Origin of the sequence: Kiritimatiella glycovorans, assembly GCF_001017655.1 — a bacterium.
Lineage (GTDB): Bacteria > Verrucomicrobiota > Kiritimatiellia > Kiritimatiellales > Kiritimatiellaceae > Kiritimatiella > Kiritimatiella glycovorans.
Map to the genome: position 1 here is coordinate 2,769,468 of NZ_CP010904.1, position 24,856 is coordinate 2,794,323.

Genomic DNA, 24,856 nt, shown 5'->3' on the forward strand with positions numbered 1-24,856 from the left:
AAAAGCCTTCCATGAGGAGTACCCCCATGAAGATACTCGTGACCGGCGCGGCCGGGTTTATCGGAATGCATGTGGCCGAATCGCTGCTCGACGACGGCCATGAGGTCGTCGGACTCGACAACTTCAACGATTATTACCGCGTACAGCTCAAGCGGGACCGCCACGCGCGGCTGGAGGAGCGCGAACACTATAGGGGGGTCGAGTGTGACCTCTGCGATGCGGGGGGGATCGAGCGCCTGTTCGGCGAACACCGGTTCGACCGCGTCTGCCACCTGGCGGCGCAGGCGGGGGTGCGCTACTCGCTGACGCACCCCTTCGTCTACCAGCGAACCAACGTCGAAGGCACGCTGCGAATCCTGGAGGCCTGCCGTCATGCGGAGACACCGCGGCTGGTGTACGCCTCGAGCTCGAGCGTCTACGGAGGTAACACGAAGGTTCCCTTCAGCGAGCGTGATCCCGTGGACACGCCGGTAAGCCTGTACGCGGCCACTAAAAAGGCCGACGAACTGATGGCGCACACCTACACCCACCTGTACGGTCTGCCGACGGTGGGGCTGCGCTTCTTCACGGTGTACGGACCGTGGGGACGGCCGGACATGGCGATGTGGCTGTTCACGAAGGCAATGCTCGCGGGCGAACCGATCCGGGTGTTCAATCATGGCGACATGAAGCGCGATTTCACCTACATCGACAACATCGTCGACGGCGTCAAGGCCTCGCTCTTCACGGAGGGTCTCGAGCCGTACGAGATCTTCAATCTCGGCAACCACCGGTCGGAGAACCTGATGGACATGATCGGCATGCTCTCCGAAACGCTCGGCATGGAGCCGGAAATGGAGATGCTCCCCATGCAGCCCGGTGACGTGCCCGTGACGTATGCGGATGTCGAGCGCGCGCAGAAGAAACTGGGGTACTCACCGCACACGCCGATCCGCGAAGGCATCCCCCGGTTCGTGGAGTGGTACCGGGAGTATCACGGGGGGGTATGATTATCCGCCGAATCCGCTGCTCTTTGCTATGCCGGAACTGATTCCTGAAATCCTGATCTACACCCTTATCGGTCTGCTCTGCCTGGCCGGGGTGGCCACGTCGCTGTTCTCGCTGTCCGGCACCTGGCTGGTGGCGCTGGCCGCGGGGATCGCCTGCTGGTGGCGCTGGCCGGAGTTTCCGGGGCTGTTCACCTGCGGCGTGTTCGTACTGCTGTGCGCGGCGGCGGAGGTGGTGGAATTTCTGGCCGGTACGTGGGGGGTGCGGCGACGCGGGGGCTCGGCGGCGGCGGGATGGGCGGCACTCGGCGGAGGGCTGCTCGGCGCCGTGCTCGGCGGGATCCTGATCCCGGTTCCGGTGATCGGAAGTCTGATCGGGATGTTCGGGCTCAGTTTCGCGCTGGCGTTTCTGGTGGAGCACCGGCGGCTGCGTCATTACGGACGCGCGGCGGATATCGCCCTGGGAGCCCTGCTCGCCCGCATCGGCGTCCTCTTCATGAAATTCGGCCTCGCGGCGGGCATGGCGGCCGTACTGGTGACGGGGATCGTATTGCGATGAACTGAAGGATCATTCGATCCCGGGTTTTAAACCCGTATCCGTGTTATTCGTGCACTCCGTGGAGGCCCCCGCATTTTTCCGCTTGTTCGGGCTCGAGCCCCCCTCTGAAGCAGGAGGAGCGTCAGAACCGGTAGCTGAGTTCCAGTCGCGCGAAGACGGCGGTGTGGTCCTGCTGCGGATCGGTGTAGTAATCGCCGGGTTCGAAGAGTTCCAGGAGCAGGTGGCCGTCGAGCCGGTCGCCTTCGCGCGCGATATTCTCTCCGAGCGTGAACCGGTTGAGCCACGTGGCCAGCAGGCCGCGCTCGTCGCCGGTTCCGGCGCCCGCCGGGCCGTCTTCCTCCATCGCCCAGAGGTAGCCGAGTAGCAGCGAGGCGCTGTAACACTTCGCCGGCGCGATCGAGAAATCGACGTAGGGCATCTGGACGTTGGACCAGCGCCCCGGTCCGTCGAAATCAAAGCCGTAGACATACAGTTCGCTGTACTGCGGCCAACGCGAGAAGACGGGGTCCCATCCTTCGTTTTCATCGGTCGCGGGATCGTTGCCGGACAGGGCGTACCAGCCGAGACCGGCGCGCGGCTTCCCGAACCCGCGCCCTTCGTAGCCGAGGCGGGAATCGATCATGTAGCCGCGATGATCCTGTCCGGCCTGACCCGCCACCTCGAGGTTGCCGACGAGCGTCTCCGAAAACCTCGGCATCACGCGGAACCCGAGCGTGTGGAAATCGTCGCGCCCGAAGTCGAGATCCCCCGCCCACGCGCGAAACTGCCGCCCCGGGTTCTCGTCCTTCCAGAGGTAATACTGCTCGAACGGCATGCGCTCGAAGCGCGTGTTCCTGAGATAGTAGCCGGCGCCGGCTTCGTGCCCGTCGGAGGGCAGGCCCGTGGGGCCGGTGAGATCGCGGTCCTGATCATGGATCGCCAGCGGATCTTCCGCGTGGGTGTACATGCCCAGGAAGTCGACCGTGGTGTCGGCCAGGCCGCTATAGGTGGCCTTCGCGGCATTGAAATAGATCGTGCGCGAGCCGTCCTTGGGCGTACCGTCGAGGATGACCTTGCCCGTACCGTAGACGAGGTCCTGCCGGCCGATGCGGAACGCCCAGTCGCCGGGCGGGGTGTAGTCGACAAAGAGATTGTCGATGATCAGCTCGTCCGGGGCGCTCCAGCTGTTCACGCCGTCGTCGTAATCGTAGAACTCATTGCACAGACGCCCGTAGACATACCACTCATCGTTCGCCGTATATTCCCCCCAGAGCCTGGTTCGATAGCGGCGGAAGGAGTTGATGCCTCCGCGCGTTTCGGGCGCGAGTCCGGTCGGGATGTTGTCGAAGTAGACCTGGCGCAGACGGATATCGCCGCCCCAGTCAAAAGCCGGTTTCTTTTCCGTTACGGTTTCCGCGCGGCAGAGCGCCGCCGCGGCCAGCAGGATCATCGCAATCCGTGTGATCATAAGCGGGTCCTTTCTTGGCATCGGCGTCACTCAAGCGGATACCGGTCTTCGCGTCCAGCATTTCCGCCCGCCTGAACTTCGATGACCGCACGAGGCCGCCTCCGTTCAGACTCCCGCTTTTGAAGCCCCCGCGCCTCAATCGCGCGTTTCGATGAAGCCCTCGAGTTTGCGGATGCGCGTGGGATGGCGCATTTTGCGCAGCGCCTTCGCCTCGATCTGCCGGATGCGCTCGCGGGTCACGTTGAACCGGCGGCCGACTTCCTCCAGCGTGCGCGGATAGCCGTCCTTCAGCCCGAAGCGGAGGTTGAGCACCTCCTGTTCGCGGTCCGTCAGCGTGTAGAGCACGTCCTGGATCTTTTCCTTCAGCAGGCTGTAGGCGGTCATTTCCGAGGGATTCTCGGCCGACTTGTCCTCGATGAAATCGCCGAAGTTGGTGTCTTCGCCCTCGCCGATCGGACTCTGCAGCGAGATCGGCTGCTGGGCGATCTTGAGGATCGCGCGCACCCGTTCGATAGGCATTTCCATCTCGTCGGCCAGCTCCTCCGGCGTGGGTTCGCGACCGTACTCCTGGATGAGCTGCTTCTGCACCCGCATCAGCTTGTTGATCGTCTCGATCATGTGCACCGGGATGCGGATCGTGCGCGCCTGGTCCGCGATCGAACGGGTGATCGCCTGCCGGATCCACCACGTGGCGTACGTGCTGAACTTGTACCCGCGCTGGTACTCGAACTTCTCGACGGCCTTCATCAGCCCCATATTGCCTTCCTGGATGAGGTCCAGGAACGAGAGGCCGCGGTTGGTGTACTTTTTGGCGATGCTGATCACCAGCCGCAGGTTGGCCTCGACCATCTCGGTCTTGGCGCGCTGGCCCTTGCGCAGCCACGTCTGCAGCTCCCGGTACCGTTCGATGAACTCGTCGGCGGACATGCGGATCCTCCGCTCGAACTCGCGCAGTTCGCGCTGCTTCTCGCGCAGTTCAGACTTCCGCGACTTGCTGCTCCGGGCATTCTGCAGCTTTTCGATCTTCGACTTCAGCCCGAGCGTCTGGTCGTACCAGGGCTCCGCCGCCGGGACGATGTCCTCGACCGTCTTCTGTTTGAAGTGCAGCTCTTCGTAGTAGGACGCCAGGCGGTCGCAGGCCTTCTCGAACAGTTTGCCGGCGTGTTTCTTTTCCGCCTTGGTCGCCTTCGACTTCGTCATCTCGCGGAAATACTGGTCGGCCAGCTCGTCGTTGCGCCGGATCCCGTTGAGCACACGCGGCAGCTCGGCGAAATAATCCTCCCGGCAGTCCACGTGCTTGTCGCTGATGATCCGGTCGAAGCGTTCCTCGCCCTTTTCCAGCCGCTCGATGACCGAGAGGTAGGCCTCGGTCGCGAAGCCGAAGCGGTTGAAGATATCGTTGGTGTGAATCTCGGCCGCCTCGATCCGCTTGGAGATCTCCACCTCCTGCTCGCGGGTGAGCAGGGGGACCTGGCCCATCTGCTTGAGGTACATGCGGACCGGATCGTCGAGGATATCGCTCTGCTGCATCTGGCGCTCGCGTTCCTCGCGCTCCATCCGCGCGCGGTACTCGTCGACCTCCTCCTGCCGGATGACCTCGATGTCCATGCTCTGGAACAGGGCGAGCGTCTTCTCCATATCCTCGACGCTGACCTGCTCCTCCGGAAGGGTCTCGTTGATGTCCTCAAAGGTCAGGAACCCCTGCTCGGAGGCGAGGGTCATCAGTTCCTTGATTCGCTGATTGCGCTCCTCGCGGTCGAGCTGCGATTCCTCCGGGCGGGCGTCCTCGTCCGTGATCGCGATCGCAAGCTGCTTCTTGACCTGCTCGTCGGCCTCGACCGCCGGTTCCCCGTCGGCGACGGCCCGCGCAGCCTGCGCCGTCTTCGACCCGGCGGAAGACGACTTCTTTCCGGAGGAGGACTTCTTTTTGGCCGCCGGTTTCGACGTCTTCGACTTGGAGGACTTTGCAGAAGTCTTTTGAGCGGAGGACTTTTTGGCTTTTGTTTTGCGGCTCGACGAGGTCTTTTTGCGGCTGGAGGTCTTTTTTGCGGCGGAGCTCTTTTTCTTCTTGGCCATGCTGTTCCCCCGAGTCTGGATACACTTCTTCCATTATACAATAGAGGCCCGCAATACGGGCGAACCCTTACTTCTACGAAAGCAGACGTCGGGAAGTCAAGAAGGTTGAGGGTGAAAATTCTTGAGTGAGAAGTGTAATGTGAAATGCCGCAGGTATAGGAGAGAGCGTTCCATGCCGTGGTTCGCTATCCTTTGTGGTCTTACAACAGGACAACAGAGGAAGGAGACGGCATGGAACAGAATCAGAATAGCAGGAAGGGCAAGCACTTGACGAGGGTGGAGCGCATGGTGATTGAGCGGATGTCCCGTGGGGGGATCCCCCCACGGGACATCGCGGCCGCCTTGGAGCGTCACCCGCGTACGATCCAGCGTGAGCTCAAGCGCGGGACGGTGACCCACCGGGACTCGGAGTGGCGGGAATACCGGACCTACAGCAGCGATCGCGGCCAGGACCTCCATGATTACCACGCCACCGCAAGGGGGCCCGGTCTGAGGCTGGGCCGCAACTATGCGCTGGCCGAATTCATCCGTTGCCGCATTGTGGAACATAAGGAATCGCCCGATGTAGTCGCCTTTCGGATGCGTCAGGCCGGTCTGGAGGAGGTGGTGTGCACCAAGACGATCTATAACTACATCGATAAAGGCGTCATTTTCGGGCTCAGCAACGAGTCACTGTGGGAGAAGCGTAAGCGAGCCAAGCGGCGCAAACGCGGCGCTCGGCGGTTGGCGAAGCGGATTTCCAAAGGCAAAAGCATCGACCAGCGTCCCGAAGGAGCCGAGACGCGCGAGGAGTTCGGACACTGGGAGATGGACCTGGTGACCGGCCCCACGCGCGGGTCCAATGCCGCCCTATTGACCCTGGTGGAACGCAGACATCGGATCACGATCATTCGCAAGCTGCCTGATAAGAGCCAAGCCAGCGTGCTCAAAGTTCTCAGAGGGCTCGAGCGTGAACATGGCTCCCGCTGCTTCCGTCAGATTTTCAAGACCATCACGGTCGACAACGGCAGCGAGTTCCTGGACTTCGAAGCCTTAGAAGCCTCTTCCTTCTCGAAGCAACAGCGAACCCAGATCTTCTACGCCCACCCATACTCATCCTGGGAACGCGGATCGAACGAGAACGGCAACAGGATGATCAGACGGTTCGTGGCCAAGGGCCGGGATATCGCGCGCTTTACCAAGCAGAAAATCCGCGACATCGAGCTATGGATCAATAACTACCCGCGCCGGATCCTCGACTTCATGACCCCTCACGAACTCTTCACGAACGAACTCAAAACGATCTCATAAATGAAACAAGACCACTACATGCGGCATTTGGGTTTACAACCTACCGTGAAAATTCTTGAGTGAGAAACCTGAAACCTTCTTGAGTGTGAGACCTGAAACCTGAGACCTGAGTGGAAGACTGTTGGTGAGGGTGAAACCTTCTTGAGTGTGAAACCTGAGACCTGAGTGGAAGAAGGTGAGGGTGAAACCTTATTGAGTGTGAAACCTGAAACCTGAGACCTGAGTGGAAGAAGGTGAGGGTGAAACCTTATTGAGTGTGAAACCTGAAACCTGAGACCTGAGTGGAAGAAGGTGAGGGTGAAACCTGAGTGAAACTAAACAATTCTTACTCAGGTTTCAGGTCTCACACTCAGGAAGGTTTCAGGTCTCAGGTCTCTCACTCAAGAAGACTCCCGTCGAGACATGGACGGGGTGATCGGGCGTTGCTTCGCGCAGGCGGCGGTCCATGCGCTCGCGCGCCCTGCGGCGCAATATTCCGGCCTCGGCAAGGCCGGGGTATTCGGCTTTCAGGGCGGCATGGACTTCGCCGGCGAACGCGCGTCGCGCCCGGGCGCGGTCTTCGAGTCCGAGCCGGGCGTAGGCGGCGGCCTGATAAAAGAGGTGTTCCACGACCCCGTCCGGTTCACGATGGATCGAGAGCAGGTACTCCGCGGCATAACGGGCGGCGAATCGGGCGGGATCGGTATACGACGTCGCTTCGGGGTCCAGGCGGCCGAGCCGTTCGAAGATTTCGCGGGACCGCTGTTCCCGGCCGGCCGCGTGGAAGTAGACGACCGCTTCGCGCAGGAAGTTCGCGTAGGCGTTGCGCGTGCCCCGGTTTTGAGGGTGGGCGCGCATCGTGTCTTTCAGGACCGCATCGGCGCGCGGGAACAGGTTGAAGTTCGGAGCGGTGGCGAAGAGGGTTTCGTGCGTTTCTCCGATCAGGGAGCCGTTGCGGTACGCGAGAATGAGGCTCTGGTAGAGCACGCGCTGCAGCATCAGTTTTCGCCCCGGCTCGCGGGCGTGTTCCAGCCCGCGGTCAATCCAGTAGATGGCGTGGGCCTCGGGACGGCGCCAGTCGAGCGGCCCGTACTGCCGGTCGACCGCGGCCATCCGCTGCGGGTCGAGGCGGAATCCGGCGAGATCGTCCTCCCTCAGCGCGGCGAAATCCGGACTTCCCCCGCCGAGCAGGTCGTCCATGAGTCCCGCCCAGGCCTGCCTGTAATAGGGGCCGGCTCGGTCGAGGGATCCGCCGATCTTGTGCTGAAACAGCCACGCCAGTTCAAAGTAGAGCTTGGGATTGCCCGGGTTGTATTCCAGCCCGCGGTCGCGCAAAAGCTGTATTCCGTGCCGCACCCACCGCCAGCGGTCTTCCGGGGATTCGAACATCACGCTGATGTTGTAGGCCATATTCCAGGCGTGATAGGCCCAGACTTCGGGCAGTTCCGGCTCCAGTTTCGTGATCCAGTCGGCGAGCTGAACGATCTCGAAGTAGCGTCCTTCCGACTGGAGTTCCGCCGCGCGCATCCAGAGCAGGTCGACCAGCAGTCCGCGGAACCCGCCCAGCGCGACCGTGGTGAAGGAGATGAGCGGCGGCATGCCCTCTTCGGGATAGACGGCGCCGATCCCGAGTTCGCGCCGCCGCTCACGCAGCGGCTCATGCCGCACGAAGGCGTAACGCCACGCCGCGCCCGCCGCAAGCAGCAGGACCAGGGTTCCTATGACCGCACGTCTTTTCATACACATCTCACCCCAGTGCGGCAATCTCCTTGCGCCGCAGCGCGCCGATCCCGATCAGCGCCACCGCGCCGCCTCCCAGCAGGACCTTCGAACTCCACCGGCCGCCGACCTCGGTCCACGTCACCGAGACCCCGGAAGAGAGGTCGGACAGCGGATCGCCGCCGCGCAGCGGGCTGAGCGCCGCGTCGAGGACCTTGAAATACACCCTCGCCGCCGGTCGGGCCGCGCGCGGAATGCCTTTCAGGTCGGGGGCGCGCGCGAGATCGCTGACGAAGCCGCCGCACAACAGGAGCAGGAGCAGCCAGGAGGAGGTGAAGACCGCGACGGGCATCGTGAACAGCGTGCCCGCCGCCACGCCCACCGCGCTCATCAGGCACAGGTGGGCGAAGACCGTGAGCAGTGCGCGCAGGAAGTTCACCTCGAAAGTCGTCTCATAGATCATCAGCTCGGGGTCCGATTCGTGCGGGAAGAGCAGGGTGACCTCGCGGTCGTGCTCGTTGAAGAAGGACAGTTCGATCGGCCCGGACCCGCCTGCGGCCGCCGCCGGGATCGTCAGGGTCTCCTCCACCCGGGGGCGTATTTCGACCTGCTGTTCGAAGCTCCCGTCCGCCGTGCGCCAGCTTCCCCGGATCCGGACCAGTCCCAGTTCGCTGGCCGCCAGTTCGTAACGCAGGTGGAGCGGGCGGCCGGGCGGAAAGGCACGCGGAGGATCGAACGTCCAGCGCACCGATTCCCCGGGCCCGACCGCTCCCGCACGGTTGCGCAGCGTCCGGCGGGCCGCTTCGAGGACGGCGCTCCGGTCCGCTTCCCCGGAAATCCGGTCCTCCCGGCGCCAGCGCTCCGCCAGCCCGCGGACTTCGCGGGCATCGATCAGCGGACGCGGGGGAAGGGCGCGGCGGGCGACCAGCACCTCCCGGCGCAGCCGGCCGGTTTCGTCCGCGTCGAGCTGCGAAGGCCGCATGTTCCAGCGCAGGATCCCCCAGGTGACGGCCCCCGCCGCGGCCAGCACGACGGCATTGACGGCGACCAGCCCCAGCCAGGTGCCCAGCCAGATTTCCGCGCGGCGGACCGGCCGGGTGACGAGTACGTGCATGCGCCGGGCCCGGATTTCGCCGGAGACGGCGGCGCACCCGGCCCAGAGCGAGGTCAGCGAGAGCAGGGCCGCCGCCGCGCCGAGCGTATAGGAGAGGAGAATTCTGACATACCCCTCGACCGTGCCGTCGCCGCGGATACTGGCCGGCAGGAAGAGGATGACGAAGAAGATGAGTCCGAGGAGGGTGAGCACCACGCGGGAGCGCACGGCCGCGCGGACCGTCATCGCGGCGATTACTGAGATGCGTCGGATCGAGTTCATGCGTTATCCGGTCGTGCCTCGCCCGGCCCTTCCCCGTCTTCCGCGCTGTGGCTGAGGTACGCCGCCATCGCGCCCTCGCCCCCGCCCCCGCCCCGGGCGCGGGCCACGACGTCGAGGAAATACCGTTCCAGGTCGATGCGCGGATGCGCCAGCCCCGGCCTTTCGCCCAGGCGACCCGCGAGGTCCTCCAGGAGGGCCTCGAGTTCGGCGGGCGGCATGGCGGGCAGATCGAGGAGGTAGCGCTGACGCTCCTCCAGCAGTTCGTCCAGCGCGCCCGAGGCGCGGATGCGGCCGTCGTAGAGAATGGCGATCCGGTCACAGACGTCCTCGATCTCCGCGAGGAGGTGGGAAGAGACCAGCACCGATTTGCCCCTCGACGCCAGGGTGCGGATGATATCCTTGACCTGCCGCCGCCCGAGCGGATCGAGTCCCGAGGTGGGTTCGTCCAGGAGGATCAGCGCGGGATCGTTGATCAGTGCCTGGGCGAGGCCGACGCGCCGGGTCATGCCCTTGGAGAATTCGCCCACCGGCCGGTGCCGCGCCGCCGCGAGGCCGGTCATGTCGACCAGCTGGTCCACGCGCCGCCGCCGTTCTTCGCGGGGGAGATCGAACAGTTTGCCGTAGAAGTGGAGCGTTTCCTCCGCACTCAGGTAGGGGTAGAGCGCCGACTCCTCGGGCAGGTAGCCGAGTTCGTGTTTCGCGCGCACGTCGCGCGGCGGGCGGCCCAGCACCTCCAGCGATCCCGACGTGGGGTGCAGCAGCCCGAGAATCATTTTGATGGCCGTCGTCTTGCCCGAACCGTTGGGGCCGAGCAGACCGAAAACCTCGCCGCGCCGCACCTCGAAGGATACGTCGTCCACCGCACGGACCTTCGGACGCCGCCAGAAATCGCGGAAAATCCTGGTAAGGCCGGCTGCGCGGACCACGGACTCGCTCTGCATGCTATTCATGCCCGCCAATATAATGGCACCCCGGCACCCCTTCTAATTAAAAACGAACTTTTTGAGGGTGGCCGCGTTCGCAAAGGGGGTGTAATAATGAGCCGGGAGACGCAGCAAAACGGCAGAGGGCGCAACCGACTTTACGACGCATATGAGCCGACCACACCGAGAGACCGAAGCCGCAGGCCGTGTCTGCGGCCGTCACAGCGGCTGCCGCAACCCCGGGACCTGCCGGGTGTCCAGGAGGCTCTGCGATCACCCCTCCCCCCTCCCCTCCGCGCTGGAGTTCTGTGCGGAGCGGCTGGAGGCGGGGTGCGGTTCCGGTCCGCTCGACCTGCGCGACCGGCTGCTGATCGTGCCGACGCGGCACGCGGGCCGGCGCCTGCGGGAGGAACTGGCGCGGCGCGCGGCGGCGCGCGGCAGCGCGGTCATCCCCGGGCCGCTGACGACGCCCGGCGGTCTCTGCCGCCCCCCGGAGAGCGCGCAGACCGCCCCGCGCAGCGTGACGGCGGCGGTGTGGGCCGATCTCCTGCGCGAGACGCGCGGCAACGGGGTGCAGGCGCTTTTCCCCCGCGGCGGAAACGACCGCGAGGCCGATCCGGCCTCGGATCTCGCGCTGGCCGAGCGCATCCAACGCCTGCGCGAAGAGCTGGACGAGGAGGACAGCTCGATCGCGCACCTCGCGGAGATGCTCGCGGAGCGGCCGGGCGAGGGTCCGCGCTGGCGCGACCTGCTCAGGCTGGAAGAACTCTACCGAGAAAGACTCGCCGGTCTCGGCTTCACGGACCCCTGCGATTCCCGTCGCGCCTTCCGCGCCGACCCGGCGCTGCCCGAAGGGGTCGAACGCATCTGTGTACTCTGCGTGCCGGACCCGCTCCCCGCCGCGATCTCCGTCCTCGAGCGCTTTGCGCAAAAGGTGCCCGTCGAGATCTGGGTCCACGCGCCCGAGGACCTCGCCCCCGGCTTCGATGCGTGGGGGCGGCCGGACCCGGACTTCTGGACGACGCGCACGCTGCCTTTCGACGGGACTTCGGTGCATGCCACCGCCGATACGGGCGACCAGGTGACCGAGCTGCGCGAGGCCCTGCTGCGGCGGAAGCCGGATACGGAGCCGCCGCTGATCGGCGTTCCCGACCGCGAGGTGGGCCGGATGCTGTCCGCCGAACTCGAATCGGCAGGGGTCGAGGCGTACGATCCGGCCGGCCGGCCGCTGCGTCATCACGCCCTCTACCGCCTGCTCGACCATCTCGTGAGTCTGCTGCGGGACGGTTCCTGCGGGAGCGTGGCGCGGTTCCTGCGTCATCCCCGCACGCTGGGGTGGCTGGAGTCGCGGATCGAGGGCTTCGATGACGAGGCTTTTCTCCGCCAGCTCGATGACTGCCGCGACCGGCATCTCGTGACCGACCGGGAGGCGCTCCGGGAGCGCGCCGGCGCGATGGAGGACGGCTCGCTGCTGCGCCGCGCCGTGGAGGAGACCGAGTCGCTGATCGGACGGCTCGAGGGCGGCGACTTCCCCGACGCGCTCGCGGGCTGGCTGGAAGAGGTGTACCGTACGCGTGCCTGGTCGCGGTCGCGCGCGGAGGATCGTCTGCTCGCCGAGGCCGCGCGTGCCGTGCTGGAGGCCCTCGACGAAGTGCGGGCCGCGCCCGGCGCACGCTGGCGCGAGGCGGCCGGCGCCGGGACGCTGCTGCTCCACCGGCTCCGTGACGAGGCGGTCTACGAAGAGCGCGACCCCCGGGCCCTCGACCTGCTCGGCTGGCTCGAACTGCCCTGGGAACCCTCTGCGCGCCTCTGGCTGTCCGGTATGCACGAGGGCGCCGTCCCGGCGAGCGTGATCGGCGACCCCTTCCTGCCCGACGGGTTGCGCGAGGAGGCGGGGTTCCGGGACAACGCGTTTCGCTACGCCCGCGACGTGTACCTGCTGGAGTCCCTGCTGCGGTCGCGGGAAGGGGCACACGTCTCCTTCTTCCTCAGCCGCAGCGACGCCTCGGGCGAGCCGCTGAAGCCCTCGCGCCTCCTGTTTCACTGTACCGACGAAGCACTCCCGGACCGCACGAGGCAGCTCTTTTCCGCGCCGCCGCCGATGCACGCCGGCGCCCCGTTCTCCGTGCCCTGGCACCTTCAGCCGCCCGATCCGGCCGGGCATCCTCTGGAGTGCCTGTACGTGACCGACTTCCGCGCCTATCTTGAGTCGCCGCTCTGCTTCTACTTTCGCCGCGTGCTGGACATGGAGCCGCTTGACGAGTCGCGTATGCAGATGGACGCCCGCGCCTTCGGTTCCATCGCGCACGGCGCGCTCGAGCAGATGGGACGCGACCGCTCCGTGTGCGATTCCACGGACGAATCCGAACTGGCCGCGTTTCTGGAGTCCGCCGCCGGGCGGCTGATGCGGGACCGGTACGGACGACGCTGGCCCGCGCCGCTCGCCGTCCAGTGGGAATCGCTGCGCCGCCGCCTGCGGCAGGCCGCCCGCGTCCAGGCGCGCGAACGCCGGGCGGGCTGGAGGATCGCGGAGGTCGAGCGGGACGCGGAGCTGGAACTGGGCGGGTTTTCCGTGCGGGGACGCATCGACCGGATCGACCGCCACGAAACCACGGGCGCGCTGAGGGTCCTGGACTACAAGACCACCGACCGCGTGACGCCGCCGGCCAGGGTGCACCTGGCCCGGTGGCGCGGCGACGCACCCGCCTGCGCGCACGTGGAGGTCATGGACCGCGGCTCACCCCGGTCGTACCGCTGGCTCGACCTCCAGCTTCCGCTCTACCTTCTGATGACGGATGCGCAGGAGGCCCCGGTGCAGTGCGGATACTTCGTGCTTCCGAAGGCCACCTCGGAGACGGAGGTCCTGCTCTGGGAGGATCTGGACGCCGGCCTGGCCGCCTCGGCCCGAACCTGCGCGGAGGCGATCGCCGGCCGCATCCGGCGGGGCGAGTACACGCCTTTGAAACCTCCCGCCCACGGGGAGGACTGGGATCCGCTCTTCGTGCGCCGCGATCCCTCCGAGGTCTGCGCGGCGCCGGGCGGCGGGGAGGCCTCGTCATGAGTCCGGGTCATCGCGTCATCTCCGCCTCCGCCGGCGCCGGCAAGACCTATCAGCTGACCCTGCGCTACATCGCCCTGCTCGCCGCCGGCGCCGACCCGCGCGAAATCGTGGCCCTGACCTTTTCCCGCAAGGCCGCCGGGGAGATCTTCGACCGCATCGTGCAGCGCATCGCCGGCGCCGCCGCGGATGAGGGGGAACGCGCCGGGCTGAACCGGGAACTCGGCGGGGAACGGGACCTCGGCCGCGCCGACCTGGTCGGGTTCCTGCGCGCAGTCCTGCGTTCCGTCCCCCTGCTCCGGATCGGCACGCTCGACAGCTTCTTCGTCAGCGTGCTCGGCGCGTTCCCCTTTGAATTCGGGCTGACCGCCCCGCTGGAGATTCTCGACGACGAGCGCAGCGTGCTGGAACGCGAGCGGCTCCTGCGCCGCCTGTTCGCGGCGGAGACCGCGGGCGGCGGGATCGAAGCGCTCTACGAGGACTTCCGGGACGCCACTTTCGGACGGGAGGAGAAGGATGTCCTCGCGCAGCTCACGGCGTCGTTCGACGCCGGCCACCGCGTACTGCTCGACGTGCCCGACGCCCGGTTGTGGGGGAACGCACCCGCGATCTGGCCGCAGGGATCGGACTGGTTCCGTCCCGGAGATCCCGAGATCGCGGAGTCGTGCGCGCAGGCGAACGAAGCGCTCGCCGGGATGAAGATGAACGCGAAGCAGAGGGAAGCCTGGACGCGTTTTCTCGACGCCGCGGAGGGATACCATCCGGCCGCGGGCTTCGAGAAGAAGACGGAGGATTTTTTCGCCAAGCTGCTCGCCCTGTACCCCGAACTGGAACAGGGCGGGCCGGCGGAGATCACGAATCACAGAAAACAGGAGCTGGGGCAGGACCTCTGTCCCGCGCTCGCCGCCGTGGTCCGGCACGTGATGCGCTGTCAGTTCGCGCTGCGCCTGAAAGTGACCGCCGGGCACTACGGCCTGCTGCGGCGGTACGAGAAGGAGTACCAGCGCTCGCTCCGCCGCCACGGACGGCTGAGTTTCGACGACCTGCGCCTGCTGCTGGCCTCGGGTCCCGACCCGCTGGAGCGGGAGGGACGTCCGGTGCTCAGCTCGAGGGGAGACGACGGCGGGCGGCGCCTCTATATCGACTACCGGCTGGACGGCCGATACCGGCACTGGCTGCTCGACGAATTCCAGGACACGTCCATCGACCAGTGGAAGGTGCTGGCCAACCTCGCCGACGAGGTCTTTCAGGCGGACGAGGGCGAACGCACCTTTTTCTATGTCGGCGATGTCAAACAGGCCATCTACGGCTGGCGCGGGGGTGACGCACGGCTGTTCGACGAAGTGCTCGACCACTACCGCGATCGGATTGAGGTCCGTGCACTCTCCGAGTCGTGGCGCTCCTCGCCCCGCATCATGGACGCCGTGAACGGCGTGTTCGGCGCGCTCGACCGTGTGCCCGGGCTTCCGGCTCGCGTCCGTGAACGCTGGGCGCGGCACTGGCAGCCGCACAGCTCCGCCGGGCCGCGCCGTTCGATGGCCGGATGGGTGGAACTGACGGAGATCCGGGCGGGCGAGTCCAAGCCGGAGCGCCTGAGGAAGCGCGCGGCCTGGGTCGCGCAGCGTCTGCGGCACATTCCCCCGCAGGCGACGCGCGCGGTGCTGGTGACCCGCAACGCCGCGGGTGCCGAGGTCGTCGAAACCCTGCGGGCGGAAGGTATAGAAGCCGTCTGGGAGGGAGAACGCCGTATCACGGACTGCCCCGCCGTCACCGCCCTCCTCTCGCTGCTCCAGCTCGCCGAACACCCGGGCGACCGTTTTGCGCTCGAGCACGTCCGGATGACCCCGCTGGCGGCTGCGTGCGTGACGCGCAGCGGATCGCCCCGGGGCGCGGCGCGCGAGGTACGGGCGGGATTGAGCACGCGCGGATTCGAGCATGTACTCCGCGAGTGGGCGGGAGCGCTGCTCGAGGAGGGCCGCTGCCATCGAGACCCGTTCACGAACCGTCGCGTCGGGGAGCTGCTGGAGGCCGCCCGGCGATTCGACGCCGGCGGCGGGGGGGGCGTGCACGATTTCCGGCGCTTCGCGGAGGCGTACCGCGCCTCCGAGGCGGCCGACCCCTCCGCGGTGCGCGTCATGACCATCCATCGCGCCAAGGGCCTGGAATTCGACGCCGTGTTTCTCCCCGATCTCAACGACCGCGACATGCTGAAGGATCGGGACGGAGGGCTGGCCGTGGAGTGCGACGACGATCTCGAACGCAGCCCCCGGTGGGTGCTCGACCTTCCCAGGCGTCTCTTCGTCGAAGCCGACCCGACCGTCGGTGCATGGCAGCAGCGGCGCGATCGGGAGGGGGCCTTTGAGCAGTTGTGTGTGCTCTACGTGGCCATGACCAGGGCCGCCCGCGCCCTGTACATGGCCGTGGAGCCTCCGCCGCGAAGTTCGAGCACGGTCGTCTTTGCGGATGTGCTGCGTGCCGCGCTCGGAGCCGCGGACGGCGGCGGGGACGAGCAGGCCCTCTACCGGGACGGGGATCCGGAGTGGTGGGGCGATGTTGAGGAGGACGCCGGGTCGCCGTCGCCTGAATTCGTCGAGCGTCTCATCGATAGTTCGCTCCCGGAGCGGCGCGCGCACCGGCTGCGCAGGCGGACGCCTTCCGCAGAAGACGAGACGGCGGGCGACGCCGGGAGGCTTTTCGACCGCGGGCGGCGCGAAGCCGCGGCGTACGGAACGCTCGTCCACCGGATGTTCGAGGCGGTGGAATGGATCGATGATCTCGATCCGGCCGCGGTCGCCGCGCGGGCGGGGGCGGGTGAGGCGTCCGGTCCGGCCGGCCGGGCCGAAGCCGCGCTCCGGCGGTGCGCGGAGAACGCCTCCGCCCGCGCCCTGCTCGCTCATCCCGGCGGCACGGCCGAGGTCTGGAGGGAATACCCCTTCGAGATCGTGCACGGCGGCGAATGGGTTTCGGGACGCTTCGACCGCGTGGTGGTCCGCCGTGACGGCGCAGGGGCGATTGCGCGCGTCCTGCTGGTGGACATCAAGACCGGCGCCACTCCGCCGGAAGAGGCCGCCGCCCGGTACGGCCGCCAGCTCGAACTCTATGCGGAAGTTCTTGCGCGGCTGACCGGGCTGCCCGTGGGACGGATCGACCGCGCCCTGCTGCTGGCGGACCGCGGCCAAGGCGTGCGGGTGGGGGGACCGGAGTCGGAACAGGAATGACAGCAAAGGTGAGGAGTCGGAGATGAACAGATGGATCATGACACGGGGATGGATGTTCGCGGCCGCGGGCGTGACAGCGGCGGCCGCCGCGCCGGAGACGGCGATCACGGTGTACAGCGATGATTATGCGGCGGTCCGCGAGGTGCGTTCGCTGCACCTCGACCGCGGGCTCAATGAGGATGTCTTAACGGGCGACCTGCCCCGCGGGGTCGAGACCGGCTCCGTCCTGCTCTCACCACTCGAGCCGGAGCGCTTCGAGGTACACGGGATGGTCTTCCGCCCGGCGGCGCGGAACGGCAACGACCTGCTCCCGCACTTCGTCGGCGAACAGCTCGAATTCGAACAGCGTTTCTCCGAGGGCGTACGTACGGTTAAGGGACGGCTCGTCCGTGCCGGTGCGGAAGGCGAACCGGTGGTCGAGACGGACAACCGCTACCGATTCGGCCTGCCGGGCACACCGCTCTTCCCCCCCGCGCCCTCCGACGGGCTGCTGCGGCCCGCCATGCGCTGGACGCTGCACGCCGCGAAGTCCGGCGCGGCCGAGGCCGAACTCGCCTACCTGACCCGCGGCATGAGCTGGTCGGCCCTCTACCGGTTCGAGTCGGCGGAGGATTCCGAGCGCGGCGATTTCAGCGGATGGGTCCTCGTCCGCAATCAGACCGGGAGCCGGTTCGAGGACGCGCAGGTGCGCCTGCTGGCCGGCGAGGTCCACCGGAGCGCGGACCGGGAAACACGGGGCCGGAGAACAGAGAGGGTCGGCTTTTCCCTGGCCAGGGCGGCCGCCGCCGCGCCGAAGGTCGAGGAGCGGTCGGTCGACGAGTACCACCTCTACCGGATCGACACGCCGCTGACGCTGGAGGAGGACACCGAAAGGCGCGTCCCGTGGATCCGCGCCGCGTCGGTGGGAGCGAAACGGCGCTACGTCTATGAAGGCCCCGGCGCGGGGCACCGCTATTACGTGCACAACAACGAGAGCTTCGGGACCGAGGCGCCTGAACAGGTGGGTGTGGTGCGGGAGATTCTCAATGAAGAGAGCAACGGGCTCGGAATCCCGCTGCCCACCGGGCGCGTGCAGTTCTACCGCAGGGACGCCGGCGACGCCGCGCCGGTGCTGGTCGGCGAGAACACGATCCCGCACATCCCGCAGGGCGAGACGATGCGCCTCTACACCGGCCGGGCCTTCGATCTGGTGGGCGAACGCAAGCGGACCGGATTCGATCTCGACAGCCGCGCACGCCGCCTGGACGAAACGTACGTGATCACCCTGCGCAACCGCAAGGAGACGCCCGTCACCATCCGGATACGCGAACACCTCGTCCGCTGGCCCGACGCCGAGATCCTCTCCGCCTCGCACGAGCATCGCCGGCCCGAAGACCGCCTGCTGCTCTTTGACGTATCGGTCAAACCGGACGAGGAGAAAACCGTCACCTACACCGTGCGGTACACGTGGTAGGCGAACGCGACAGGGGGAGAGGGTCTTTCGGCATTGACCCCCTCTCGCCCGCGCGCGTACCCTGTCGGCTCGCGGATCGAGCACGCTGCGGGAGACCCTGTCTCCCGTGTGAAACGAGGAATATTACCCGGGAAGAGACATGGCTGTTACAGTACTGATCGGCGCCCAGTGGGGCGATGAAGGGAAAGGCAAGGTTATCGACGTGCTCACCGAGCGCGTCGACTGGGTGGTGCGTTACCAGGGCGGCAACAACGCCGGGCATACGGTGGAGATCGGCGACGAGAAATACGTGCTCCATCTCATCCCCTCCGGCATCCTCCGCCCCGGGACCCGCTGCGTGATCGGCAACGGCCTGGTCGTGGATCCGGCCGGGTTGCGCCAGGAACTGGAGGACCTTCATGCACGCGGGCACGAGACCCGCGGCCGGCTGTTCGTCAGCGACCGCGCCCACGTGGTGCTGGATTATCACAAGGCCCTGGACGGCGCCCTGGAGGCGGAAAAGACGGGGCGTACGATCGGCACCACCCGCCGGGGCATCGGACCCGCCTACGCCGAAAAGTCGTCGCGGACGGGGCTGCGGATGGTCGACCTGCTCTCGCCGGAACTCCCCGACCGGGTGGCGGACGCGGTGCGGCGGGCCAATACCCGGCTCGCGGCCCTGGGCGCGGAAACCCTGCGCGTAAACGAGACGGTCGGTCGCGCCGTCGAGGCGGCGCAATACCTCCGCCCATACATCTGCGATACGATCCCGCTCCTGAACGGGGCGCGCTCGAAAGGCGATTCGATTCTCTGCGAAGGCGCGCAGGGGATCATGCTGGACATCGACTTCGGAACCTATCCCTACGTCACGTCCTCCAACACCGGCGCCAGCGGCGTCGCCTCCGGCACGGGACTGCCCCCGCAGTCGATTCAACGCGTGGTCGGCGTGATCAAGGCCTATACCACGCGCGTCGGGGAAGGGCCGTTCCCCACGGAACTGAGCGACGCGACCGGCGAGCGGCTCCGGGAACGCGGCGGCGAATACGGCGCCACGACCGGCCGGCCGCGCCGCTGCGGGTGGTTCGATGGCGTGATCGCCCGCTATGCGGCCACGGTCTGCGGGGTCAGCGACTGGGCGATCACGAAAATGGATGTGCTCGACGACGTGGAGACCATCCGTGTCTGCACCGCCTACGAATGCGACGGCAAACGCCTTGAGACCGTACCCGCCGACCTGGAGACGTTCAGCCGCTGTCGTCCCGTATACGAGGACCTCGAGGGGTGGCAATGCTCGACCGCGGGATGCCGTTCGGTGGAGGAACTCCCGGAAAAGGCGCGCGCCTTTGTGCACTATCTTGAAGACTTCACCGGCGTGAAAGCCGGACTGCTCTCGCTCGGTCCGAGACGGGACCAGACGCTGAGCGTCGAAGACGGGGATTTTGATTGAGTGAGAAACCTGAGACCTGAGTCGGAATCAGAGTCAGAGTTAGAATCAGAATCAGAGTCAGAATCAGAGTCAGAGTCAGAGTCAGAGCCAGATTTAGAGTTAGAGTTGGAGGGAGGCGGGTCAGCGCTCAGAGCGTCCGCACTCCCCGGCACCCGGCCTGCGGAACCCATGAATACCGAGCAGAAAACACCCCGGCATGTCGCCATCATCATGGACGGCAACGGCCGCTGGGCGGCGGAGCGCAACCTGTCGCGTCTTAAAGGACACGAAGAGGGCGCGCAGTCGATCCCCGCCGTGCTGCGGGTGTGCGAGCAGCGGGGGGTCGACTACCTCACGCTCTTCGCGTTCAGCACCGAGAACTGGAATCGGCCGCGGGATGAGGTGGAGGGGTTGATGCAGCTGCTGGCGCGTTTTCTGCGCGAGCGCAAAGAGGAGCTGCACAAGCAGGAGATCCGGTTGAGGGCGATGGGCGATACGGGGGGACTGCTGGAGCCGGCGCGGAGCGAGCTGGAGCGCGTCATGGAGGCCACCTCCGGGTACGGACGCGGCCACCTCATCCTGGCCCTCAATTACGGCGGTCGGGCGGAGATCGCCCGGGCCTCGCTCCGGATCGCTGAGGAAGTGGCGGCCGCGAAGCTCAATACTTCGCAGATTGATGAAACGGAATTCGCGCGGCATCTCGACCTCCCCGACGTGCCGGACCCCGACCTGCTCATACGCACAAGCGGCGAGCTGCGCCTCAGTAATTTTATGCTCTGGCAGCTTTCGTATGCCGAGATCTATGTTACGGATACGCTGTGGCCGGACTTCAGGGAAAAAGAGTTCAGCGATGCCCTGGAGGCCTACGGCCGTCGCGAACGCAGGTACGGGCGTCGAGAGAAAACAGCTTAAGACCGGGTCTTCCATGGATCACAAGCGCATCATGATCGGGATCGGAATCGCTGCACTGCTCGTGCTGGCCTGCAGCCTCGTCCCCGCCGGCCATCCGCTCGTCGCCGTCGTGCTCATCCCCGTCGGGGCGCGGGCGCTCTTCGAGTTCAACGCCCTGCTCGCACCGCGGTCCGAGCGGGGATCCGACCGCTGGGACCTCGGCCGCGGCATGGTATTTCTGCTCGCCGCCTGGGGCGTGGAGCGCTACGGGTGGACGGAGGCGACCACGTGGGGCGCCCTGTTCTTCGTGTGCGCCACGGTGCTTATCGAGGCGCTGCTCCGCACCGATCGCGCCTCGTGGAGCCGGACGATCGGTCACCGCTTGACGGGGCAGATCTACGTGATCGTGCTCTGGAGTTTCGTACTGCGCGTGTTCGTCTCCGGCGACCCCGGACAGGCGCTCTGGCCGGGACTGTTCCTGTTGATGATGGTCAAGGGGGCCGATGCCGGCGCCTACTTGGTGGGGTCGAGAATCGGACGCCACAAACTCTTCCCGCTGGTTTCGCCGCGCAAAAGCTGGGAAGGGGTCGGCGGTGCGGTCCTGGTGGCCTGCATCGCCGCCCTGGCCTGGAGCGTCGTGACCGGGGGGTGGATCGGATCGATCCCGCTCCCGCTCCACCACGCGCTGATCCTCGGTCTGATCCTCCCCTCCGCCGGTGTGGCGGGAGATCTCGTCGAGTCGCGCTTCAAGCGCGAAGTCAGCGCCAAGGATTCGGCCGATGCGATTTACGGCATGGGCGGGGTGCTCGATATGGTCGACAGCCTGTTGTTTGCGGCGCCCGTCTTCTACGTGTACATTCACTGGTTCCTCACCCCGTGAACAGAACTGACCTCCGGAGAACACCCTCATGTGGATGCTGACCATTCTCGCGATCCTGATCCTGTTCGGCCTCACCGTCTTCGTCCACGAACTGGGCCACTTCCTGATGGCCCGCTGGTGCGGACTGGTGGTGGAGACCTTTTCGATCGGCTTCGGCCCCGCCATCTTCAAAACGACGCGCAAGGGAATCGTCTACAAGATCGGCGCGTTCCCGTTCGGAGGATACGTGGCGCTTCCGCAGCTCGACCCCTCCGGCATGGAAAAAGTGCAGGGCGGCGAACCCGGCGAAAAAAACCTCCCCCCGGTCTCCCCCTGGAAGAAAATTCTGGTCTCCGTCTGCGGCCCGCTGGGCAATGTCGTCTTCGCGCTGCTCCTCGCCTGGGTGATCTTCTTCGGCGCCGATACGCTCGGACAGGGCGGCGAGGGCGCCGTGGTCGGCGCAGTCGAGGAAGACAGCGCCGCCTATGAAAAAGGTCTGCGCCGCGGCGACCGGATCGTCGCCGTCGACGGAACCGAAGTGGGGAGCTGGTACGACATCAGTGTGGAAGTCCTGCTCGAGGACACACGGAACGAGGCCACGTTCACGGTTGCCGGAGGAGCGCGGGAAGAGGAGGCGCTGACGCTGCCCGTGCGCGACCCCACGGGCGGCGAAGCGGTAATCCCCGGCGTACGCCAGGCGGTGCCCTGCGTGGTGGGGGCCGTCAGCCCGAACAGCCCGGCGGAGGCGGCGGGACTGCAGCGGGGCGATGTCATCCGACGCTTCGCCGGCGAAAAAGTGGTCGACTGGATCCAGTTCACGGAGAGGGTCAGGCAACACGCGGATGAGGAGGTTCCCGTCACGCTGGAGCGTGACGGAGATACGGTGACCACGGCTGTGAAACCTGCTTACGACCCGGAACTGGAACGCGCCGTGGTCGGGATCAAGCTGGGCGGCTCTGCTGTGCCGTGGATGCGTCACCGACGTCCGGGGGCGCAGCTCCGCTACGACGCCACGGCGATCTTCCGGGTGCTCAAAGCCCTGGTCACACCCTCGGAATCGAAACAGGCGGCGAAAAGCCTCGGTGGCCCCGTCATGATCTTCGCCATGATCTTCACCTCTCTGAAAACGGGACTGCTGAACACGCTGGGCCTGATCCGCTTTCTCAATATCAACCTGGCGGTCCTCAACCTGCTTCCATTGCCGGTGCTCGACGGGGGGCACATTATCTTTTCGCTGTGGGAAGGCCTCACCCGGCGCCCGGTTCCCGCGCGCGTGATCAACTTCCTCGTCAACCTCTTCGCCGTCCTCCTGATCGGGGCGATGATCCTGATTTCGATGCGCGATATTCAGCGGCTGATCGGCTGGGGAAAATCCTCCCCCGAAAAGGAACAGCCGCAGGTCGAAGCGCCGGCCGATCCGCCATCCGCCCCGGCGGGCGAATAGCGTCCGTTTGCGGAGTACGGCTTTTTTATAGCGGGAATGTGCTCCGCACACGGGAGACACGGGTTTGATGAGACGTTATCGCAAAACGTTCAGGCTGATCCCGTTTCTGCGCACCGCCGCGGTCGCCGCGGCCGCGGCGTTCGTCATCTTTATCGGGCTCAGGATCATGACCCCGCCGGAGAAGACCCTGGACGCCGCCGCGTCGCCGGACGGGGGACGGCGCGCCCGCCTGCGGGAGGTGTTCTACGACGCGCAGCCGGCCCTGAAGGTCGAACTCCGCGGGCGGGGTCCGTGGCGCACCGTCTACTACCTGGACACGGGAACCAATGCACTTCCACCGGAACCCGAACTGGAGTGGTCCGATGATTCGCGGCGTCTGTACCTCAGAGCGGGCGGTGCGCGGATCTGGGGGTATGACGCCGCGACCGGTGCGCGGATCCTCTCTCCTTCCCGGCCATAGCCGACGCGCCGCCTGCCGCGGACCGGGGTGCGGGTCAATAAAGAGCTGAAATGCGCGGATCGAAATCGAAGGGTTCCGGGGCCCCGATGTCCAGGTTTCCGAAATCCGGATGGGCCGGATTGATCAGGTAGTGGATAAAGCTGCGGATCAGAGGACCCGGCCCGCGCGATTCCCGGTCCACTGTCCGTCAATGAGCGTGAGGACGCCATTGACGACGACCGCGGCGGTGCCGCGGGCGAGCCGGTGCGGGCGGGCGTAGTCGGCCGGATCGTCCAGTTCCGCGGGACTGAACACGGCGATATCGGCGAAGGCCCCCTCGCGCAGCACGCCGCGGCCCCGGAGCCCGAACTGTTCCGCGGGCAGCGACGTCATCCGCCGCACCGCCTCCTCCGGCGTGAACCACGTGCCGTCGCGGGCGTTTTTCAGCACCCGGGTGAACGACCCGTAGGCGCGCGGATGCGGGTGGTCTCCGCTGAGCGGCCCGTCCGGTGCGCGGATGGAGGCGTCGCTGCCGATCATCACCCACGGCTCCCGGTAGACCCGGGTGAGATTCTCCGCAGAGAGCCCGAAAAAGAGGGCCCCGGTGCGCAGCTCCTCGCGGTCGATCAGGTGCAGCGCGGCCCCGGCCGGCGTCATGTTCAACTGCTCCGCGACCTCGGGCAGCGGCCGGCCGCGGAAGGACTCGAATTCCGGGACGACCGTACTGCCCACCGCCACGCACGCCCAGTCCTCCGGCGCACGCGATGACTCGAGTTCCTCGAGGATTCTGTTCCGGGTCGCCGCATCACGAATCCGCGCCAGCACGGCTTCACGGCCACCATAGCCGGCCCAGGCGGGCAGGACGACATCGAGGTCGGTCTGTCCCGCGAGGTAGGGGTAGCGGTCGGCGCAGACCACCAGTCCTTCTTCGCGGGCGGCGCGCACCGCTTCAATCACGGGTTCAAGCCGGTCCCAGTTTGCGCGACCGGAGGCTTTCAGGTGCGAGATCTGGATGCGGGCGCCGCTTTCGCGCCCCACCGCAATCGTCTCGGCCACTGATTCCGCCACCCCGGCGCCCTCGTTGCGCATGTGCGAGGCATACACGCCGCCGTGCTTTCCCGCCTCGCGGGCCAGTTCGACGATTTCCTCCGCCGGGACGCCTGATCCGGGCGGGTAGATCAGCCCGGTGCTCATCCCGTGTGCACCCTCGTCCATAGCCTGAACCAGCGCGTCGCGCAGCGCGGCGAGCTGTTCCGGTGACGCCTCCGCAGGCTCGGGGCCGCAGATGCCCTTGCGCAGCGTATTGTGGCCGACCAGGAGCACCGCGTTGACGGCCGGTCGGACCGACTCCAGCAGCGTGCGGTACTCCGCGACGGTCGACCAGCGGCCGGGGTACTCGTGCGAAGCCCAGTCGGAGGGGAGTTCCGCGCGCGGACCGAGCGGGGCGGCGGAGGCGCCGCAGTTGCCGGTGACCTCTGTGGTGACGCCCTGGAACACCTTGCTGGCCGCACGCGGATCCAGAAGCAGGTAGGTGTCGGAGTGGGAATGGGCGTCGATCAGTCCGGGGCAGATCTGCCGTCCGGAGGCATCGATTTTCTGCGCGGCGTTCGCCGCGGACAGGTCGGGAGCGATGGACGTGATGCGGTCGCCGCGAATCCCGACATCCCCTCTGAAAGACGCGCCGCCGGTACCGTCGATCACGCGTCCTCCCGCGATCAGCAGGTCGAAGTCCATC

Annotated in this window: 17 protein-coding genes; 11 read left to right on the forward strand and 6 right to left on the reverse strand. The window is 66.6% G+C overall.

All coding sequences use genetic code 11. From position 1 onward, the window contains the following. The first annotated feature begins 26 nt into the window (after positions 1-26). Complete coding sequence (locus L21SP4_RS11495; protein ID WP_052882785.1) at positions 27-989, forward strand: NAD-dependent epimerase/dehydratase family protein; 963 nt, start codon at positions 27-29, stop codon at positions 987-989. A gap of 28 nt (positions 990-1,017) precedes the next feature. Next, positions 1,018-1,545, forward strand: coding sequence for a DUF456 family protein (locus tag L21SP4_RS11500; protein ID WP_052882786.1), 528 nt, complete (start codon positions 1,018-1,020; stop codon positions 1,543-1,545). Between the two features lie 121 nt (positions 1,546-1,666). Here the strand turns inward: L21SP4_RS11500 and L21SP4_RS11505 are convergent, their stop codons facing one another. Then, positions 1,667-2,992, reverse strand: a complete 1,326-nt coding sequence (locus tag L21SP4_RS11505) for a hypothetical protein (protein ID WP_052882787.1) — start codon at positions 2,990-2,992, stop codon at positions 1,667-1,669. A 135-nt stretch (positions 2,993-3,127) separates the two neighbouring features. Further along, positions 3,128-5,068 (reverse strand): RNA polymerase sigma factor RpoD, encoded by a 1,941-nt coding sequence (rpoD, locus tag L21SP4_RS13420; protein WP_052882788.1) that lies wholly within the window; start codon positions 5,066-5,068, stop codon positions 3,128-3,130. Positions 5,069-5,299: 231 nt separating this feature from the next. Between rpoD and L21SP4_RS11515 the strand changes: the two genes are divergently transcribed. Then, complete coding sequence (locus L21SP4_RS11515) at positions 5,300-6,358, forward strand: IS30 family transposase (RefSeq protein WP_052880849.1); 1,059 nt, start codon at positions 5,300-5,302, stop codon at positions 6,356-6,358. Between the two features lie 360 nt (positions 6,359-6,718). Here the strand turns inward: L21SP4_RS11515 and L21SP4_RS11520 are convergent, their stop codons facing one another. The 3 genes from L21SP4_RS11520 to L21SP4_RS11530 are packed head-to-tail and all read right to left on the reverse strand — an operon-like array spanning position 6,719 to position 10,381. Continuing rightward, positions 6,719-8,077, reverse strand: coding sequence for a hypothetical protein (locus L21SP4_RS11520; protein WP_144413856.1), 1,359 nt, complete (start codon positions 8,075-8,077; stop codon positions 6,719-6,721). A 7-nt stretch (positions 8,078-8,084) separates the two neighbouring features. Further along, positions 8,085-9,431, reverse strand: coding sequence for a hypothetical protein (locus L21SP4_RS11525; protein ID WP_052882790.1), 1,347 nt, complete (start codon positions 9,429-9,431; stop codon positions 8,085-8,087). Beyond that, entirely contained in the window at positions 9,428-10,381 is a 954-nt protein-coding gene (locus tag L21SP4_RS11530) for an ABC transporter ATP-binding protein (protein WP_201774637.1), read from the reverse strand. Before L21SP4_RS11530 ends, L21SP4_RS11525 begins: the two co-directional genes overlap by 4 nt. Positions 10,382-10,523: 142 nt before the next feature. On the opposite strand from L21SP4_RS11530, the gene L21SP4_RS11535 reads away from it, so the two are divergent. The 8 genes from L21SP4_RS11535 (at position 10,524) to L21SP4_RS11570 (ending at position 23,142) form a co-directional block, all read left to right on the forward strand. Further along, positions 10,524-13,415: a PD-(D/E)XK nuclease family protein gene (locus L21SP4_RS11535; RefSeq protein ID WP_082116735.1), complete on the forward strand. Its 2,892-nt coding sequence runs from the start codon at positions 10,524-10,526 to the stop codon at positions 13,413-13,415. After that, positions 13,412-16,630: a UvrD-helicase domain-containing protein gene (locus tag L21SP4_RS11540; RefSeq protein WP_052882793.1), complete on the forward strand. Its 3,219-nt coding sequence runs from the start codon at positions 13,412-13,414 to the stop codon at positions 16,628-16,630. Before L21SP4_RS11535 ends, L21SP4_RS11540 begins: the two co-directional genes overlap by 4 nt. 22 nt (positions 16,631-16,652) lie before the next feature. Beyond that, positions 16,653-18,083 (forward strand): DUF4139 domain-containing protein, encoded by a 1,431-nt coding sequence (locus L21SP4_RS11545; RefSeq protein WP_052882794.1) that lies wholly within the window; start codon positions 16,653-16,655, stop codon positions 18,081-18,083. Positions 18,084-18,222: 139 nt separating this feature from the next. Continuing rightward, a complete protein-coding gene (locus L21SP4_RS11550; protein WP_052882795.1) occupies positions 18,223-19,509 on the forward strand; it encodes an adenylosuccinate synthase in 1,287 nt (428 codons plus the stop codon). Positions 19,510-19,677: 168 nt separating this feature from the next. Next, the gene (uppS, locus tag L21SP4_RS11555) at positions 19,678-20,400 is read left to right on the forward strand and encodes a polyprenyl diphosphate synthase (RefSeq protein WP_052882796.1); all 723 of its coding nucleotides are present in this window, start codon (positions 19,678-19,680) and stop codon (positions 20,398-20,400) included. 13 nt (positions 20,401-20,413) lie between these two features. After that, positions 20,414-21,259, forward strand: coding sequence for a phosphatidate cytidylyltransferase (locus L21SP4_RS11560; protein ID WP_052882797.1), 846 nt, complete (start codon positions 20,414-20,416; stop codon positions 21,257-21,259). A 28-nt stretch (positions 21,260-21,287) separates the two neighbouring features. Then, complete coding sequence (rseP, locus tag L21SP4_RS11565; protein ID WP_052882798.1) at positions 21,288-22,682, forward strand: RIP metalloprotease RseP; 1,395 nt, start codon at positions 21,288-21,290, stop codon at positions 22,680-22,682. Between the two features lie 67 nt (positions 22,683-22,749). Then, positions 22,750-23,142: a hypothetical protein gene (locus L21SP4_RS11570; protein ID WP_052882799.1), complete on the forward strand. Its 393-nt coding sequence runs from the start codon at positions 22,750-22,752 to the stop codon at positions 23,140-23,142. 147 nt (positions 23,143-23,289) lie between these two features. Here the strand turns inward: L21SP4_RS11570 and L21SP4_RS11575 are convergent, their stop codons facing one another. Beyond that, the gene (locus L21SP4_RS11575) at positions 23,290-24,855 is read right to left on the reverse strand and encodes an N-acyl-D-amino-acid deacylase family protein (protein WP_074041593.1); all 1,566 of its coding nucleotides are present in this window, start codon (positions 24,853-24,855) and stop codon (positions 23,290-23,292) included. Position 24,856 lies beyond the last annotated feature (1 nt).

Bases quoted from the DNA above. Each gene is read 5' to 3' on its own strand.
- L21SP4_RS11520 (WP_144413856.1), bottom strand. From the start codon at position 8,077: ATGAAAAGACGTGCGGTCATAGGAACCCTGGTCCTGCTGCTTGCGGCG.
- L21SP4_RS11540 (WP_052882793.1), top strand. From the start codon at position 13,412: ATGAGTCCGGGTCATCGCGTCATCTCCGCCTCCGCCGGCGCCGGCAAG.
- L21SP4_RS11530 (WP_201774637.1), bottom strand. From the start codon at position 10,381: ATGAATAGCATGCAGAGCGAGTCCGTGGTCCGCGCAGCCGGCCTTACC.
- L21SP4_RS11550 (WP_052882795.1), top strand. From the start codon at position 18,223: ATGGCTGTTACAGTACTGATCGGCGCCCAGTGGGGCGATGAAGGGAAA.
- rpoD (WP_052882788.1), bottom strand. From the start codon at position 5,068: ATGGCCAAGAAGAAAAAGAGCTCCGCCGCAAAAAAGACCTCCAGCCGC.
- uppS (WP_052882796.1), top strand. From the start codon at position 19,678: ATGAATACCGAGCAGAAAACACCCCGGCATGTCGCCATCATCATGGAC.
- L21SP4_RS11525 (WP_052882790.1), bottom strand. From the start codon at position 9,431: ATGAACTCGATCCGACGCATCTCAGTAATCGCCGCGATGACGGTCCGC.
- L21SP4_RS11495 (WP_052882785.1), top strand. From the start codon at position 27: ATGAAGATACTCGTGACCGGCGCGGCCGGGTTTATCGGAATGCATGTG.
- L21SP4_RS11575 (WP_074041593.1), bottom strand. From the start codon at position 24,855: ATGGACTTCGACCTGCTGATCGCGGGAGGACGCGTGATCGACGGTACC.
- L21SP4_RS11545 (WP_052882794.1), top strand. From the start codon at position 16,653: ATGAACAGATGGATCATGACACGGGGATGGATGTTCGCGGCCGCGGGC.
- rseP (WP_052882798.1), top strand. From the start codon at position 21,288: ATGTGGATGCTGACCATTCTCGCGATCCTGATCCTGTTCGGCCTCACC.
- L21SP4_RS11515 (WP_052880849.1), top strand. From the start codon at position 5,300: ATGGAACAGAATCAGAATAGCAGGAAGGGCAAGCACTTGACGAGGGTG.
- L21SP4_RS11535 (WP_082116735.1), top strand. From the start codon at position 10,524: ATGAGCCGACCACACCGAGAGACCGAAGCCGCAGGCCGTGTCTGCGGC.
- L21SP4_RS11500 (WP_052882786.1), top strand. From the start codon at position 1,018: ATGCCGGAACTGATTCCTGAAATCCTGATCTACACCCTTATCGGTCTG.
- L21SP4_RS11505 (WP_052882787.1), bottom strand. From the start codon at position 2,992: ATGATCACACGGATTGCGATGATCCTGCTGGCCGCGGCGGCGCTCTGC.
- L21SP4_RS11570 (WP_052882799.1), top strand. From the start codon at position 22,750: ATGAGACGTTATCGCAAAACGTTCAGGCTGATCCCGTTTCTGCGCACC.
- L21SP4_RS11560 (WP_052882797.1), top strand. From the start codon at position 20,414: ATGGATCACAAGCGCATCATGATCGGGATCGGAATCGCTGCACTGCTC.